This window comes from Paraglaciecola sp. 20A4, from assembly GCF_011378905.1.
Classification (GTDB): Bacteria; Pseudomonadota; Gammaproteobacteria; order Enterobacterales; family Alteromonadaceae; genus Paraglaciecola.
Genome location: NZ_WTPY01000038.1, coordinates 22,132 through 39,060, shown reverse-complemented (window position 1 = coordinate 39,060; position 16,929 = coordinate 22,132). Strand labels below are relative to the sequence as shown.

General features: G+C 44.7%; 11 protein-coding genes. 2 read left to right on the top strand and 9 right to left on the bottom strand.

Translation table 11 applies throughout. The annotated features are described in order from the left end of the window. The first annotated feature begins 323 nt into the window (after positions 1–323). Positions 324–1,295, top strand: a complete 972-nt coding sequence (locus GQS54_RS20975) for an integron integrase (RefSeq protein WP_205967870.1) — start codon at positions 324–326, stop codon at positions 1,293–1,295. A 295-nt stretch (positions 1,296–1,590) separates the two neighbouring features. On the opposite strand, the gene GQS54_RS20970 is transcribed toward GQS54_RS20975, so the two are convergent. Together GQS54_RS20970 and GQS54_RS20965 are read right to left on the bottom strand one after the other, a co-directional pair. Then, positions 1,591–3,576 (bottom strand): CRTAC1 family protein, encoded by a 1,986-nt coding sequence (locus tag GQS54_RS20970; RefSeq protein ID WP_166425875.1) that lies wholly within the window; start codon positions 3,574–3,576, stop codon positions 1,591–1,593. Positions 3,577–3,846: 270 nt separating this feature from the next. Continuing rightward, a complete protein-coding gene (locus GQS54_RS20965) occupies positions 3,847–5,826 on the bottom strand; it encodes a beta-L-arabinofuranosidase domain-containing protein (RefSeq protein WP_346766596.1) in 1,980 nt (659 codons plus the stop codon). A gap of 846 nt (positions 5,827–6,672) precedes the next feature. Here GQS54_RS20965 and GQS54_RS20960 point away from each other — a divergent pair. Beyond that, on the top strand, positions 6,673–7,113 hold the full coding sequence (locus tag GQS54_RS20960; protein ID WP_166425873.1) for a hypothetical protein: 441 nt from the start codon (positions 6,673–6,675) through the stop codon (positions 7,111–7,113). A gap of 159 nt (positions 7,114–7,272) precedes the next feature. Here the strand turns inward: GQS54_RS20960 and GQS54_RS20955 are convergent, their stop codons facing one another. From GQS54_RS20955 to GQS54_RS20925, 7 genes are all read right to left on the bottom strand, one after another. After that, entirely contained in the window at positions 7,273–8,832 is a 1,560-nt protein-coding gene (locus GQS54_RS20955; protein WP_166425872.1) for an MFS transporter, read from the bottom strand. A 133-nt stretch (positions 8,833–8,965) separates the two neighbouring features. Continuing rightward, positions 8,966–9,613 carry a 2-dehydro-3-deoxy-6-phosphogalactonate aldolase gene (locus GQS54_RS20950; RefSeq protein WP_166425871.1) on the bottom strand — a complete coding sequence of 216 codons (648 nt, stop codon included), beginning with the start codon at positions 9,611–9,613 and terminating at the stop codon, positions 8,966–8,968. Between the two features lie 134 nt (positions 9,614–9,747). Further along, positions 9,748–10,839 (bottom strand): 2-dehydro-3-deoxygalactonokinase, encoded by a 1,092-nt coding sequence (locus tag GQS54_RS20945; protein ID WP_166425870.1) that lies wholly within the window; start codon positions 10,837–10,839, stop codon positions 9,748–9,750. A 5-nt stretch (positions 10,840–10,844) separates the two neighbouring features. Then, the gene (locus GQS54_RS20940) at positions 10,845–12,008 is read right to left on the bottom strand and encodes a mandelate racemase/muconate lactonizing enzyme family protein (RefSeq protein ID WP_166425869.1); all 1,164 of its coding nucleotides are present in this window, start codon (positions 12,006–12,008) and stop codon (positions 10,845–10,847) included. After that, positions 12,008–13,450 (bottom strand): aldehyde dehydrogenase family protein, encoded by a 1,443-nt coding sequence (locus GQS54_RS20935; RefSeq protein ID WP_166425868.1) that lies wholly within the window; start codon positions 13,448–13,450, stop codon positions 12,008–12,010. Before GQS54_RS20935 ends, GQS54_RS20940 begins: the two co-directional genes overlap by 1 nt. Before the next feature lie 700 nt (positions 13,451–14,150). Next, complete coding sequence (locus tag GQS54_RS20930) at positions 14,151–15,566, bottom strand: sulfatase (RefSeq protein WP_166425867.1); 1,416 nt, start codon at positions 15,564–15,566, stop codon at positions 14,151–14,153. A 66-nt stretch (positions 15,567–15,632) separates the two neighbouring features. Then, a complete protein-coding gene (locus GQS54_RS20925) occupies positions 15,633–16,382 on the bottom strand; it encodes a FadR/GntR family transcriptional regulator (protein ID WP_166425866.1) in 750 nt (249 codons plus the stop codon). Positions 16,383–16,929 lie beyond the last annotated feature (547 nt).

The window sequence follows — 16,929 nt, the reverse complement described above, 5'->3', positions numbered from 1 at the left end:
TAAAGGGGTCATAACTTATCTCCGATTAATTGGGCTCATGCCCACAGATAAGTGTGACTCAAAGGTAAAAAATTACAGGCTCCGCGCAGCGGCTTAGTTCAACAATATTAATAAGACGCAAACGCCCGTGTTTAAACACGGGCGTTCGCCGTATATATTTTTCAACTATTTTAGTCATATAAAGTAAGTTATTACAATATAAAGTGTTTTTCTGATTCCCGTATTTCGATACGGGGGAAATGCGGCAATTACCTAAGATCTTGCATATATACGGGGGCAGAACTATAACTGTATATAATTACAGTTAAAAGAGCAGCAATGGAATGATTAAATCCCCTTTTTTAGCCCATATATCAGAATTTATGTATCAGCGGCATTACGCCAAGAAGACCATTGAAAGTTATGTTCACTGGATCCACCGCTATATCTGTTTTCATCAAAAAAAACATCCTGCGCAAATGGGGGATAATGAGGTAGAACTGTTTTTAAATTATCTGGTGGTTAAATTAGATTCAGCACCTAGCACGCAGGCTAGCGCGCTTAATGCCTTAGTTTTTCTATACCATAATATTATTAATAAACCCTTAAATATTAAATTGAATTTTGTTAGAAGTAGTCGTCAGGCGAAGTTACCCGTTGTGTTAACAATCGAAGAAGTAAAAGCGCTTTTGGCGGTGATTAACGCAAAACATAAATTGTTGGTGTTATTACTTTATGGCAGCGGGTTACGGTTAATGGAAGCGGTACGTTTACGTGTAAAAGACGTGGACTTTGATTTTTCATGCTTAAAAATATGGTATGGAAAAGGCGGTAAACATCGGGTAGTCACCTTGGCACCTGAGCTGCATCAGGCACTTCGCCGCCAAATTACTTTGGTTGAGCAGTATTTACATTCAGACATCGCCCATCCAGACTATGCAGGCGTTTACCTGCCAAATAGACTCCGTACTAAGTATCAGGGGGCGACTCGCACGCTGCCTTGGCAATTCCTTTTCCCAAGTGTAAAACTAGCAGTAGATCCACAGAGCAAGTTGTTGCGAAGGCATCATTGCGACGAGACAACAATTCAAAAAAGTGTTCGTAATGCCGCATTTAATGCAAAAATTCATAAACATGTTACGCCCCACACCCTGCGTCATTCGTTTGCTACCCATCTATTACAATCAGGTGCAGACATTCGCACCGTGCAAGATCAACTAGGCCATGCTGATTTACGTACCACCCAAATCTATATATTACAGCGGGGTGGCAACTCGGTACTCAGCCCCCTATCGAGAATATCAGGATCTCTGTGAAAGCCAGGAATAGCAAGAAGGGTGTAAATTATGGCTGTGGATTGCTGGAACTTCGCTGTAGAGACAAAACTAAGTCCTGATTTCCTATCAAACAGAGGGGATCCCCTCCATAACGCTACAGCCCACAGAACCAGTGCCGTGAGTTCGTAAAATCCAAATGTGACAGGCTTTTGGGCCAGGCTTTTGTAACAGAGGGATGCTGAACCTCTGTCACATGTCGAAGTGCATCATGCATAAAGTTCCAGAGTTCAATGTGTCTTCATGTGAACTAACATCAATATCACGATAGGATCTATTACCTTGCCGTGGTGGTATCAAAATAACCATCAATCATATTGGGTGAATAAATTTGAGATTCGCCATTGGTCCACTGTACTTTTACGCTATCCACTTGTGCGCATTTTCCTAGACCGAATAACAACTGATTGTTGTACGTGTCAGCGTAGGCAGAAGACGATGCGCCCACTTGTTGCTGCCATTGCCTGCCGCACGCTTTTAGTGTCGCTTTAGCCCCTAATTGCGTGGCTTTTCCTGAGGGAGAACCGCCCACAATAACCCCCATAAAGTGATGGCTAGATTGGCTGGCTGTGTGATTTTCAAATAGTCGCCATGTGCCGCGTTCATTGGCGGTAACAAGATCGAGATCGCCGTCTTTATCGAAATCGATAACATCTGCGCCCGCACCCGTCGAACCCAAATCGTTAATAACAATGCCGTGTTCCTTGTTCTCAACAAAGCCGTTACCTTTGTTGTTCATATACAAAGTCGGTTTATGCACCTTTGCCATGTTGCCATACTTCATAAACAATAAATCAGTCCAGCCGTCATTATCAAAATCGGCAGCGACGACACTTGCGGTGGGCTCCTGAATATCAATCCCCTTAGCAGCGGTTACTTCAACGTAATGCCCATTTTGGTTTTCTAATAATTTAACCGGTAGCGGCTCAATGGCCTTTGGCGCAGGGCCATCAGTGACATTTAATACAACCCCCGCCGTTGGGGAGCGCGTTTGACTGCAGATACGCCATTTATCGCCCCCTAAATAACCGATATACAAGCCAGGCTTTGATCCTTTTAGTAAATCATTCATCTTAACGCCTTCAGGGCAAATATCCCTCGGCCAGCCTAATGCCTGCAGCTGATTAATATCGAGCTCTCGACTGCCGCTTACGTCTGACTCGTAGCTATCGATGTCGTCACGTCCTGCCAGTTCTAGCTTTGTTTTTTGCTCGCCTAGGTATATATCGAAATCAGGGTAAGCCATTTGTAAATTAACCAGTTTAAAGTTGCCAGAAATGGATAAGACATCAATAAGAAGTGGCTGAAATCGCGAAAAGAAAGCATAGCGTTGCTGCGCTTTATCATAAAAAAGCTGATTGCTAAATTGATGCTTAGCGCGACTGATCGCTAAATCAAGGTCGCCATCGTTGTCGTAATCTAGCTGGGCAATGGCACTGATCTCAGTTGTTTTGTAAGTATCCCCTAACACAGCTTGAGTTGCTTCTTTGAACTCAAAATCTGGCCCGCCAATGGCAGCAACCATTTCCCCGCCACCGAAAATGATTACATCGGGGTCATTATCATCATTGATATTCGTCACTATGGTTTTGTAACTTAACCGTTGTGAGTAGGGTAAATTCCCCTCAAAGGTAAACGCGCCTGTACCGTCATTTGAGTACAGATGATTCGCGCCGGCTTTCGCTTGTTCAGGGGTCGCAAAGCCCGTCAGAAAGAGGTCGACGTTTCCGTCTTGGTTTGCATCCAAGGTTTTCACCGCCCGCCCTCGTCCTTTTTCAAAGTGGCTTAATACTCTGTTGTCAGTCAGTTGACGGGCTTTTGTTATCTCAATATGTTTGGGCTTTCTTGGGTTGCTGCCATTGCCACCACCTTGAGCAATAATGACTTCCAGTAGGCCGTCGTTGTCAAAATCAGCAATACCCGTGCCGTGCATATCCCCTGTCAGTAGGGTATCTGGTGCGCTAAATTGGCCTCCTTCATTCCAAAAAATCAGCACTTCGTCCGCATGTTCGGTCAGCAGTAGGTCTTGCCAGCCATTGCCGTCTAAATCACTCACAATTGGCCCATCCCACTTTCTTCTGGCACGTTTAGACGCAGGCAGCACACCGGTAGTTTCACTGAATAACGAGCTTGGTGTTTTCGCGACGTCTACTTGGGCGTGATTTACTTTTGTATGCTGATTAGCGGCAGTTCCACAGCCAACCATAGTCACCGAGGTGCCAAGCAGTAAAAAAGCGCAAGTTGAATTTTTAAACGTCGTCATACATATCTCCAATACTGGCTACTCAAATATTGAATAGCACGGTCAGTGCCGCCAACTCGATTCCAGCGCGCTAGCGGTCAATACATTTGTTTGTAGCTCTATTCTTTTACTGAGAAAGCTTTTTACCAAAAGCGTCGTTTACTTGAAGCGCCATTTAGCACAAGAGCCGTTAGAAAAAAGCCAAGCATAGAAAAGGCTAATCAAAACGTGAGTGGCGCTTCGATTAGCCTACCGGTGCACATCACCGAAAAAGGTTAACTGCCCTGTGGGCTATTTCCACACAACAGGAACGAATACTGTCATCTCTGCTGTACCTCTGTTGCTCCACGCGTAGTAGGGTATGAACTGGGTCTGGTATGATTCCCATGCAGGTTTTTGAATTTCATCATACATATTTTGCGTATTGTCTTGGCGCACCAACAACTGTGTTTTAATGGTCGTCATGCCGCCCAAAAAGCTCTGGTCGAACTGGGCATCAAACTTAGCGTCAGACGCAATATAAGCATCCAAAATACCGGTATTCTCTGGCAAGTCTGGTGTCTCGATACAGTAAACAAGTGGCCCACGCTTAACGGCAACTTGATTGCGAATTTCTTCTATACGAGGGTGGCCTTCTACAAACGTGGTTTTCATCGGTAACTCGATAGCAATTTTGTCGCCTACAGACCACTCGCGCGACAAGGTCAGGTATTCACCATTTTTAACGCCGCTTATCGCTTGGCCGTTAACGGTAACGCTCGCGCCTTTCGCCCAGCCTGGAATACGCACGGCTATGTCAAACGATTCAGTTTTGCACGCTTTTACCTCAATGCTGATTGAACCATCCCAAGGGAAATTAGTGACCTGGCTTAAAGTCACATCGCTGCCATCAAGCAGTTTGGTGTTCAAATTGTTGCTACCGAATAGGTTAACCGCTACGCCATTATCCGTAAGGCTATACGCCCACGCCGATACTTGCGCTATGGTTCTTACGAGGTTTGGCGGGCAGCAGAAACACTCTATGTAGGCTTCTCTATCGGGGGATTCAGTACAATCACAATGATCAGAATAATCACGCTGGCCGAAATTCATACGCAGTGGGTTTGCGTAAAAATACTTTTCGCCATCGGCACTAATGCCCACCATCGCACTATTGTGCAGGACTAATTCAACGTTATCGGCATGCTTAGCATCACCGGTTATGCCGAGCATACGCCAGTTGAACATGGCGTTAGATATATTCGCGCAGGTTTCATTGTAAGCAGTAGAATTGGGCATAAGGTAATCGTCAATAAACCCTTCGTGGATCATATTTTGGTCATCGTAAGCACCGTGATGGCATTGGCCTAGTGCGCCCGTAATATACATTTTGCGCTCGTTGGCACTAGACCAAATGCTTTGCAGGGAGTCGATCAATGCGCTCTCACCCGTTTCTGCATATACGTCTGCTGCACCAGAATATAAGTACATGCCGGTAACAGCATGGCCAACCGCTTCGGTCTCTTCCCTTAAAGGCGTTTTCATTTGGCACTGATCCCCGGTAAACCAATAAGGTACAGAGTCATGTAAGTCCATAGGAACAGAGCCACGCATCGTCACAAAAATATCCGCTAATTCGAGATATTTTTTCACGCCTGTCTCGCGATACAGCTCAACCAAGGCCATGATTTGAGAGGGGTTAAAACCAAAACGAGCTAATTCTTGGTCTTTTGATTCAAACACTCCGTACAGGTAATCAGCGTGTTTAATAGATAAGTCGAGCCAGTTAGTTTGGCCGGTAACGCGATGGTGAATAACACCCCCTAAAATAAGGTGACCACTGTTGTATAGCTCATGATCACATACTGCTTTCCAGCGGGGCTTACCGAGTATTTGGTTGTGTGTGTGCAAGTAACCGTCGCTACACATAGCGCTTGCTAGCACACTGATAATCTCATCTAACTCAGTTAATAACGCCGTATCTTTATTGATACCGTAAACATAAATGCAGGCTTCCATCCACTTATAGAAGTCGCCGTCGTGCCACAACATGCCCTTTGCTTCACCATCTTGCATCTTGGCAGCGACTTTGAAATTATTGTAAGCATGGCCGATATCCCCTTTTAACAACTCACCCATATGGGGAACCATAATGGTCTCGGCTTGCTTGAATTTGTCCGCCCAGAAACCTTCTGTCCATTGGCAATCACCAATGTTGATGCTGCGAAATTTTACAAATGGGCTATTACTATTGGCATTAATGGCTTTGTTGTGGGCATATTTTTTGTTCACAATACATTTCCTATTCATTTCAGATGCTTCGCTCCCTTGCAGGTTAGACTTAACTTAACCTGTTACTTGGGCGCCATACTTCATTCAAATTGTTCATCAGCTATCAAATACCGGATAGCATATTGACTGTTCAACAATACATTAACGTGGTTGTATCATAATTGCAAACATATGATGTTTAAATTTAGATGAAATAATATATGAACTAACAGTCTTGTTTTCCTGCAAAGGGCTCAGAAGTACTAAAGAGTGAAGTGACGCATGTCGACCCTTGATAGCGCAGAGATGGAGCGAGGAAAGTGAATAATGCCTAGGTCGCTACCTATTATGTAATTTTGTCTGGTCTCACTTTGTTTTTTAAAAAAAACTTATTAATGTAATTATGGAGAATATTTTTCACATCGTTTTTAATCGGAAGTAATATAAGAAAACGTCTTTTGCCTGTGCGATTAGGCTGCTTTTACTGGGCTATTTGACAGTGATAACATAGAAAGCAAGCAAGTAGATTTTTCATGGGCGAGCCAAGGTCACTAAATATTGTGTATCAGGTGAATTTTTTTGAAGCAGGTTGTAGGCGCGCTTTAACAGTTCTCTCGCTTTAGTCATTCCACGCAGAGGTTGATGAAGTGTATGGCGCTTGGGACACTGCTTTTTAAGCAAATCGTCTAAGCTACGAATATCACGCGTGATGTTATACTTTGTAGGTAACAGCTTGGTTAGTTTTTGTCGAAATGCCTACTGTTATAAAAGACATCAAATAGCGCCATGCGTGTCTATATTATTGTATCCGCTTAATATTATAAGGGGGTCGTTAGCTGTCATCACACATCGAAAGAGTAGAGTTTTATGCAAAATAAATTTGTAGCAAAGCAGTTCATAGTCATAACACTTATTACAAGTATTTGGATACACATAGGTGAAGTTTTAAGAGCGCTTTTCGTTGCATTTCCAAGAATGGAAGCGTTCTTTGATGGACGTGTAGATTTGAACGGACTTGATAAATTTGATATTGGAATAGCCCTAGTTTGGGGGGGGTGGGATACCCTCCTAACTGCGATATTAGTGTTCACTTTTTGGTTGTGTGCTCAAGTATTTGGCAATAATTTAAAATCGACATTAATTTCAGGCACAACAACGAGCTTCGCAACGATAGGTGTTTTCTGGATAGCTACAGTCAATGCCGGATTAGGCGATTGGTCTACAGCTTTTATTGTGTTCCCTCTAGCGTGGGCTGAGATGGTTGTTGGGGCATTCATCGCATCAAAACTATATTCCCGTAATAACTAGCCAGCTAATCGTGTAGCCAGAGATCTTTGACCTCCAGCCCTCACAACACTCTGCACCAAATGGTCGCCCCGACGACTTCGAACAGGGCGTTTCACTTAGGATAGTGAAGCGTAGTCTAATCATCATTGAGTGAATAAGGGCCTTCGGATTTGTTTTCTGCTACTTCACTCCGACTAAGTCACGTTCAATATCTTCAATGCTTTTGCCTTTGGTTTCCGGCAATATTTTGGCCATCACTAACATGCCAATAAACGCGATAATGCCGTAGTTCAAGAACGTATTGGCCGCACCTAAATTCTCAAGCTGCCAAGGGAAGAACTGCTGTATCACGTAGCTGGAGATACTTTGTACAAATGCCGCCACAGGTAAGGCCACACTGCGCACATTATTCGGGAATATCTCAGAAAATATCACCCACATCACAGGCCCTATCGACATATTAAATGCAGCTAAGAATGCAAAGAGTCCGAACAGAACAAAGAATGCGTTAATACTAATGGTCGAATTAATAATGGCGCCACTGACCAGAGGTAAGTCTTTTTTACTGTATATGGCGTTTAGCTCACGCTTTAGCTCTACGTCTGTTGCATAGGTTTTACCTACGAGTGGCTCCAGTAACGTTACATCTATATCGCTTTGTTGAAGTTTGACGATTGACTCTTGGCTCAACTCATAATGGGCAGACTTAAATCCATACCAAATAGAGGTGTGCGCAATGCTGATAAACAATAATCCGATTAGGGTCAGGTTACGTCGTCCCCATTTCTCGACAAATCGTATGGCTACTAGGGTAAAGATTACTGCAACTAGCCCTAAAATAACGGTTTGCATAAAAGTGTCTTCGACTGACATGCCGATTTGCTCGAATACCGTTGGCGCATAGAAAAGCACTGCGTTCATGCCACTTGCCCCTTGCACAATGGCGTACGCAAATGCGACGCATAACACCAGCGTAAAGCGCTTACTGAAGAGTGTTTTTAACTGGGTAAGCGGTGTGTTTTTTGACTCTTTATTTAGGCTGTCTTGCACAGATAGGATCAAGCCTTCTATTTGTTCTTTCGGGGCTATTTTTGCAAATGCTTCACGGGCTTCTTCTAAATGCCCTTTAGCAACTAACCACCTGGGCGAGCGAGGCACAGTTAACAACAGCAAAAACCAAATGATGTTTGGCACTAATTCAAAGCCGAGCATTAAACGCCACACGTTTTCATTGTCAATCCAGGCGATACTGTCCATGGATAACACCAAGCAATAATTGGCTAGAAACGCGAATAAACTACCAAGGGTGATGAGTAACTGATTAATTGAAACAAACTTACCGCGTTTATCAGCCGGCGCTATCTCGCCGATATACATGGCTGACACCGTAATGGAGGCAAACGCCACTCCCCCAATAAAACGCCCCACCACCAGCATGGTGTAACTAGTGGCAAAGGCCGATAGCAAAGTAGATAAGGAATAGGTCAGCGCGATAGCCAACAGCACTTTGCGGCGACCAAATCTGTCACAGAATGATCCAGTGAATAGCAGGGCTAATATGACGCCCAAAATAGCCACCCCAACCACCGTGCCGGTTTGCATGCTGCTGAGTTCGAATTGTGAATTTACAAAGCGTAACGCACCTGAAATATTGGCCGCATCTAAACCGAATACAAACCCGCCAAATGCGGCGATGATGGCGAACTTAGTAACATTCCTGTCGACTTCACTGTAGCTCATTTTACATTCCAACTTGGTTAGCGGTCAGTCGATACGTTTGCGCTATAACTTCACAGTAGCTATCTACACAGTGCGTTGACTCACCTGATTTATTATTATTAATTATGAGAAGTGTTAAAGGTTACCCCCTCAATTAAGCTTTGTTGTTTGCCAGTGCAGCGCGGCATGCAGTTACATAACCTCGGGCATTTTCAGTGACTTGCTCCACGCTCATGCCTGCTTTGTATAAGCCTGAGCCTAAACCGAAACCTCCCGCTCCTACCTCAACAAAACCACTCATGGTTTCGTTTGATACGCCGCCTACAGGTAACACAGGCACATCTTTGGGTAATACCACCATCATGCCTTTCAGGCCAGCTGCACCAAGGGTATCTGCTGGGAAGAGTTTAACCCCATCTGCACCCGCTTCAATGGCACTGAACGCTTCTGATACGGTGTAAAAGCCTGGTACTGAATACAGCCCTCTCGCTTTTGCGTGGCGGATCACATCTGGGTTGACGTTAGGGGCAATCATAATTCGCCCTCCAACCTTTTGTACTTCGTCTACCTGTGCACAACTTAAAACAGTCCCTGCACCAATAATTAACTCATCACCAAACGTCTCGACTAAGCGCTTAATGCTTTCAAAAGGCTGAGGTGAATTCAACGGCACCTCAATAATTTTGAACCCCTCTTTTTGCAGTGCTTTTGCCACGGCTACCACTTCGTCAGGGGTGATCCCACGTAAAATCGCAATCAGTGGTAGTGCATTCATGGCGGCTTGAAATGTCATTGAACTCATTGTGCTTCCTTTAAAAATGTTATTAACCCGCCGCGTAAACTGTCGTGCGGGCTACTGCGAAAATCGCCATGTTAATGGCTACGTAATTAACTATTTGAACAGTCAGATAACCCTTGTATCAATAGTATTGCGAATTACAATTTACCGGCGACGTTGGCAATATTGAGAATACCCAAACAAGACGCCACCTCAGCATCGATGCAATGCACACTAAACGCTGTCGTCGCCATCACGCGTTGATAAAGTTTGCTTAACGCTGGCGCGCCCACGATGATAATCGGTGCGAGAGACTCCTCTGCTTTTACGTCTTCATCCGCGCTGATATCGCTGCTTTGATAAACACTCAGCATGTCAAATACTTCGGTGGCTATCAGCATTCCAGACAAATAACTGTGCACACCAGAGGCTTGCAACTCTTTATTAAGCACCTTGCTTCTAGCGCTGAATAATTTGTGTAATAACGAGCCCGGCGCACGCGCTGTTTTTACGCCTTCATCAAATGCTTCACCGTCAAACGCGTCAGCGTTATTGGTGTTAGCAGCGTGCTGATACATTTTGCCCAAAATACTGTGCGTGTTGAGCAGCGCAAATAACTCTCCGGTCATGTAGGTACTGAATTGCGTGATGCTAGACGCGCCATGGGAGTCAGATTCATTTCCCCCTGATGTAACCTTGGCCCATTTAGAATGCGTGCCTGGCAAACACACCAGTTGCGAGTCAAACACGCTTGGACTTTCTTGCCCGTCTTCCGTTTCTTGGCCTTTTTGGGCTTCACGCGCCAACTGACGCTTGCTCGCTAATAGTGCGCCAAAAATTTGCACCTCTTCCCCGCGCATCACATCGATTTGGCCGAAATTGGATAGACCTTTTACGCCAGGCACAATATAGGCTTGAAGCTGTTCACCGTTTGCTACAGAATTTACGACTGGGGATAAATTCTGAGCTAAGTCGGTTAACGTGGCTGGGCAGGCTACATAACCTGCGTCTTGCCAACCTTGCGCGCTGCCAACCATGCCCGCCAACATAACGGGTACTGATTTTACGCTCAGCCAAGGCTGTAATAACGCACTCAACTCAGGGCCATATTGCCCCGCACTGAAATTCAACACACCTTTATCGCTTTGCAGGCGCGCTAACACGTTCCCCTGCATATCGATAAGGTATGCACGTAAATTAGAGCTACCCCAGTCAACGCAAATTAAGGCTGCTTGATTGAAATCAATCATAGGGGTTAATTCCCTACTGAATATTTTTTAATGAAGTCTCGGTTCGGCTCAATACCCAGACCTGGGCCTTTTGGTAATCCTACAAACCCGTCATTTCGTTTTACCTGCTCGTTAATCTCTAATGAGTCGACCAGTAACTCTTCACGGAATCGGTTAGGTGTGGTGTCATATTCGAGCATAGGTTGTACAGGATGTGCAGCCCCCGGGAAGTCCGGTAACGCAGCCAATAAATGCATATTGGTGGCCACTGCAACGGCTGAGCCCCAAACATGGTTAACAACCGGCACGAAATGCGCTTGGGCCAGTGCGAGCACTTTTTGATATTGCGTGATGCCGCCTAAGCCACACACTTCTGGCTGAAGTATATCTACGCAGCGGTTCTTAATTAAATCTCGGAACCCCCACACAGTAAACTCACCTTCGCCACCCGCAATGTTTACATCAAGCGCTTCGCACAAATCACGGTAGCCTTGCAGGTCTTCTGGTGCGACGGGCTCTTCAAACCAAGCTACACCTAAACGTTCTAATTCGCGGCCTAACGGTATCGCTTCGCGCGTTGTGTAGGCGTGATTAGCATCAACCATTAATGGCACGTCGGGCCCAATGGATTTGCGCACAGCTTCGACTAAACGCACGTCTTTTTCCACCCCAAGGCCGATCTTCATTTTCATGGCTTTAAAGCCTTTATCTAAAATGGCGGCGCTTTCAAGCTCGAATCGGTGCTCTAAATCCGGTACACGCTGTAACATCATGCCATAACCGTATACGCCAATTTTTTCTCTAAATGCACCACCAAGCAATTGATAAACAGGAAGATTATGAATCTTGCCGGCGATGTCCCAAAGGGCAATATCAATGCCTGACAATGACTGGATCGGCATGCCTTTTTGGCCGTGGTCTCGCATCAAGTTATACGCTTTATGCCAGATCACTTCGCGATCCAATGGGTTCATCCCTAGGATCATCGGCTGAATCACTTTCTCAACAATGGTTTTATTGGCCAGCGCAATATTACCACCGCCAAAACACTCCCCCCAACCGGTCACGCCAATATCTGTGCGTATTTCGACGAGGTGCGTGGTGCGCTTAAAGTAATATTGCTGCGAATAGCCTAACTCTTCGTCTAAGTCGTACTGTAAAACGTGGCTAATAACTTGAGTAATTTTCATTATGCTTGTCCTTTGCCTAACGCAGTAGAGATGCGCTTAACGGTAAAATATTCTTCTAGTGAAAGATGTGAGCAATCAACGCCCACGCCGGATTGCTTAACACCGCAATGAGGTAAATAAATGGCATATTTCACGCCATTCACATGCACCTCACCAAAACGTAAACGCTTAGCAATGCGCTGGGCGCGTTCCTCGTCTGCGGTGAATATAAAGGAAGATAACCCTGCGTCTGTGTCGTTGGCATCGCTAAGCACTTGGCCTTCTTCATCAAAGCTTAATATGCTGATCACAGGGCCAAACACTTCTTCACGATAAATCTTGGCGTCACGGGAGACATTTTTAAGCACGGTAGGTGCGTAAAACGCGCCTTTGCTTAAATGTTCAGGTCGCCCCGAGCCAATAAGTACCTCAGCGCCCTTTGCCACTGCATCGTTGACTAAGCCATCAATGCGTTGCCATGCTTGCTGGTCGATCACCGGGCCCATATCAATAGCACCGTTACGATCGAAGCCCACTTTTATCGCTTGGGTTCGCGTCAATACTTTTTGATAAAAAGCGTCTGCCACTGTGCTGTGCACGAATACGCGATTTGGCGCGACGCAAATCTGCCCAGCGTTTTCAAACTTAAGTCCGCACACGATATCCGCGGCTAAGTCTAAATCAGCATCGTCAAAAATAAGTACAGGTGCGTTACCACCTAGCTCCATCGAATAACGTTTTATCGACGTTGCCCCTTGCTGCATAACATGCTTACCGGTTTCGGTAGAGCCAATGAGCGTTAGCAAAGCTGGAATAGGTGACGACGAAATCGCATCACCAATTTCTTGGTCAGGCCCGCATACGATATTCACTACACCTGGCGGCAAACCAATTTGTTGGCAAATCTCGCCAACGGCCAATGCAGAAAGTGGCGTTTTTAAAGAAGGCTTCACTACAATTGGGCAACCCGACGCTAATGCAGGTCCCAACTTGTAGGCTAAATTTAACAGTGGGAAATTCCATGCTAAAAAGGCAGCAACTACGCCAACAGATTCCCGTACAAGCACATGTGAATGCGTACCGTCTTTGTCTTCTAGGGTTTCAGCTGCTTGTTTTTGAATATCATTGGCAAAAAAGTCAAGGCTGTCCAAGAGCATTTCAAAATCGCCTTGTGTGCTCGCCCAACTCTTGCCCATTTCAAGATGAATACACTCTCTTAAGTGCGTTTCGTTTTCTTTAAGGGCTGCTTTTAGTTTCATCATCCAGTCGACCCGTTCGCTTATAGGCGTGCTCGACCAACTGTCGTAGGCAGCATCAGCAGCTTGTAGGGCTGTTAGCGCAAGTGCGCCATCGGCAATACTTACCTTAGCGACCGCTTCATCATTAGCAGGGTTGATTACGAGAGCCGATGAGTGGCCGCTATGCAACGCGCCATTTATGTACATTTTTTTTGAAAGAGTCATGTCCGTCCTTTAATACGAGTCACTAAATGGATAAGGAATATACATACATTTAAACATATGATGTTTGAATTAACAATATGTATTCGTGACTAAATTGTTAACTAAAATCACATATTTCTGAGAAGCGTTAAAAACGAAGGGCTGCAATTATATCAATTCATATTAATAAGTACCCCCCGCAGAATGCATCCAGCGGTTTTTGATTAAGGCGTCGCTATCTCGTAATGGTTGTTCCCTTTCAAATAGTGAGAACGCAGAGCAAAAGCCCCTGGGGCATTCCTTTCAGGCAGTTTTAAAAGGGCTTACACTGCGTTGCATGACTTCGAAAAAGAACAACTATTCATTCAGTCATGTGCCTTGTTTAAGCCCTTTTAAACTCTCGCTGAGTGATCACTTATTAACGTGGAATGGAACGGGATGGGATTAGATTGTATTCGTTCAAAGATAGGAAACAGAGTCCGTTTGGCCAAGGGTAGGACACAAAACGTCTTGTGGCGTGATCCTAGTATATTCGTTAGCTATGGCAGCGGGCTTTTACTTCGTGCTAAAAGTGAAGGCAGAAAATGCACGTATTAACAGAATTAATACGTGCATTTCCTTTTTATTAAACACCGAATTTATTTAAGCTAATAGGCTAAATGGAACCGGTGGCTTGGGCTTGGGCTTGGGCTTGGACTAGAGCTAGAGCTAGGCATTAATTTTATTCTAACCGGCTCGGCACTCGGTATTTGTCCATTCGGTTTAAGTCGTATTCTTCAAACTGACGTTTGAGTAACCACAATGGGCGCTCAAGCGTCATTTCCCAGCTAAAGAAATCTTTGAACATTTGTTTAACACGCTCAGGCTCCTGGGCGGCCAAGTTATGTTGCTCACCAATATCACTCGCTAGGTTATATAATTCTGCAGGACGGTCTGGAAAACGTAATAACTTCCAGTCGCCTTGGCGAATAGCCGCTCGCGTTTCCTTTTTCCAGTACATGCTAGCGTGAGGTGTAGCGATATTTTGGCCGGTTATATAGGGCATTAAGTCTACGCCATCCAATTCAGACATCGCTTCTTTACCACCACCCGCTTTAAAGAACGTGGGTAGCAAATCAAGTGTACTAACGGGTTTGTCGTATACCTTTCCAGCGGCTAATTTAGCAGGCCATTTAACGAGGAAAGGCACTCTAATTCCGCCTTCCAAAAAGTTTGATTTAGTCCCCGCTAATGGATAGTTAGATGAGGCGTTTTTATCTGTAGGGCCGCCATTATCGTTACTAAAAACCACTAGTGTGTCATCTTCCAGACCCAGCTCTTTGAGTTTGTTTAATACTGCGCCGCTGGCTCTATCAAGCGCTAATGTCATCGCTGCAACTTCCTTGCGCTTACCTTTGAGCTGCGGAAACTTCGCTAAGTCTTCAGGCGTGGCTTCCATTGGTGTGTGCACAGCGTTAAATGATAGGAAGATAAAGAACGGTTTATCAGGTGCTTTTTCAATAAATTGATTGGCTTTCTCGGCCAGCACATCGGTTAAATACCCTTCGTGCTCTTGAAATTGGTCAATACCGTGTTCAAGTTTTTTGTCGGTAAAAACGGCTGACTTACGCTCTGGTGCATTGACTTCATAGGCCCAGTAACTGCGATCACCACCCCGAAAACCATAAAATTCGTCAAAGCCACGGTTCATGGGGTGCAACTCATCCGTACCGCCTAAGTGCCATTTGCCATAGAACGCCGTGCGATACCCCAAAGATTTCATGTAGTCGCCCATCGTCACTTCGTCTAACGGGATCCCCATTTCAGCGCCTTTAATAGCAGAGTTTTCACTCATGTACCCAGGCACGTTTATTTCTTCATAACCGAATTTTTGTTGGTAGCGCCCCGTCATGATACCTGCCCGAGAAGGACCGCAAGTTGAGTCAGACACGTAACCTTGGGTAAAGCGCACACCGTCTTTGGCAAGTTGATCCAAGTTTGGGGTTTGCATCGTTTTGCTGCCTTGAAAGCCAAAATCGGCGTATCCGGCATCATCAGAAAATAAAAACACGACATTCGGCTGCTTGGCATAACTCAACGAAGTGCACGCCACACTAATAGAAAGTGCTGTGACGACGTGATGGAAAAATGATTTCATTGTGTGAACCTCAAAAAGGTAAGTTATCTTTAAAGCGCCCATGACGCTTATTCGTTGGTCAACTTTCTAGTCAACCGTTTGCTGTAACCGCTCGCTAGCATCACGCAGTAAACGGTCTGTTAATTGTTCAGCCAATGCACCGTCTCGATTAGAAATAGCTTGGAAAACTTCATAGTGAAATGGCAGTGATGTGCCGTTCTCGATAGGATCTTTATTGGTTAATTGAATGCTGACCAACAAAGCTGAATAAATCACACCTTCTATGTCTTGTAAAAATTCATTGTGTGCTGCGAGCAATATAGCGCGGTGGAACATGGCATCTGCTTTGATGAATTTAGTAACCGAAAGCTCATTCGCATGCTGATACTCATATTTCACCATGTCTTGATATGCAGCGGCGATTATCTCTATATCTTGTTGCGTCGCACGCTCTGCCGCCCATCTGGCTGCTTTAGGTTCGAATGCTAATCGAATTTCCATTAGTTGCTTCAAGAATTCAAGGGCTGGTGGCGCTGATAAGTGCCAGGCCAAAACATCGTCATCTAACATCAACCAGCGGTTTCGTGAGTTAATCTTAGTGCCAATCCCTCGCCTAACATCTAGTAACCCTTTGCTGACGAGTATTTTGACTGCGTCGCGTATTACTACCCTGCTGACCTGATAACGCTCTGATAATGCATTTTCATCATCAATCAGTGCGCCTGGTTCAAATTTACCAGCAACAATACGCCTACCAAGCTCACGCGCTACTTGCACAGACATGCTGTGAGAAATAGTTCCCGCTTGCTTTAAATCATAAAAAGTCATTTCGTTCATAGAGCAAATATAAACATATGATGTTTGTACTTGCAATATCTTTTTTTGAGTGGCGCTAGATTAAATATGACAAATATATTTATCAAAAAACCTATCAGAGACTAGGATCTGAAAATACCTGCTGCTGGTATCTTATCCGCGATATTGCAGAAAACCACAACGGCAATTGGTTGAATTTATTAATGAAGTAAAGGGCTACAAAGAATAGTCTGTGCCACCACAATAGAGAGTCTCCAACGCCGTATTCTAGCTTTAGGAAATCTATGGCCTGCCTGAGGGCGAGAAGATACTACTCGCCGAATATGCTGCTGTACCAGTGTAATAAACCTAGCTTTATTCATCCTTAGCCACACTTGAACTCCCGCCAGTGTGGCTTTTTTATGTTTTATTATACAACGATATCATCTCAACATCGTTGTAACGTTTGGTAACAACTGAACAACATTTATCTTTCCATTTTAAACATCATATGTTTAAATACATACAATGTTGAATGCCGTGTATTTCATCACATTAAATTCAAGTGAAGTACAACGATAATCAAAAT

Excerpts from the sequence above, each read along its gene's own strand:
- GQS54_RS20975 (WP_205967870.1), top strand. The coding sequence starts at position 324 with ATGATTAAATCCCCTTTTTTAGCCCATATATCAGAATTTATGTATCAG.
- GQS54_RS20970 (WP_166425875.1), bottom strand. The coding sequence starts at position 3,576 with ATGACGACGTTTAAAAATTCAACTTGCGCTTTTTTACTGCTTGGCACC.
- GQS54_RS20960 (WP_166425873.1), top strand. The coding sequence starts at position 6,673 with ATGCAAAATAAATTTGTAGCAAAGCAGTTCATAGTCATAACACTTATT.
- GQS54_RS20955 (WP_166425872.1), bottom strand. The coding sequence starts at position 8,832 with ATGAGCTACAGTGAAGTCGACAGGAATGTTACTAAGTTCGCCATCATC.
- GQS54_RS20950 (WP_166425871.1), bottom strand. The coding sequence starts at position 9,613 with ATGAGTTCAATGACATTTCAAGCCGCCATGAATGCACTACCACTGATT.
- GQS54_RS20945 (WP_166425870.1), bottom strand. The coding sequence starts at position 10,839 with ATGATTGATTTCAATCAAGCAGCCTTAATTTGCGTTGACTGGGGTAGC.
- GQS54_RS20940 (WP_166425869.1), bottom strand. The coding sequence starts at position 12,008 with ATGAAAATTACTCAAGTTATTAGCCACGTTTTACAGTACGACTTAGAC.
- GQS54_RS20935 (WP_166425868.1), bottom strand. The coding sequence starts at position 13,450 with ATGACTCTTTCAAAAAAAATGTACATAAATGGCGCGTTGCATAGCGGC.
- GQS54_RS20930 (WP_166425867.1), bottom strand. The coding sequence starts at position 15,566 with ATGAAATCATTTTTCCATCACGTCGTCACAGCACTTTCTATTAGTGTG.
- GQS54_RS20925 (WP_166425866.1), bottom strand. The coding sequence starts at position 16,382 with ATGAACGAAATGACTTTTTATGATTTAAAGCAAGCGGGAACTATTTCT.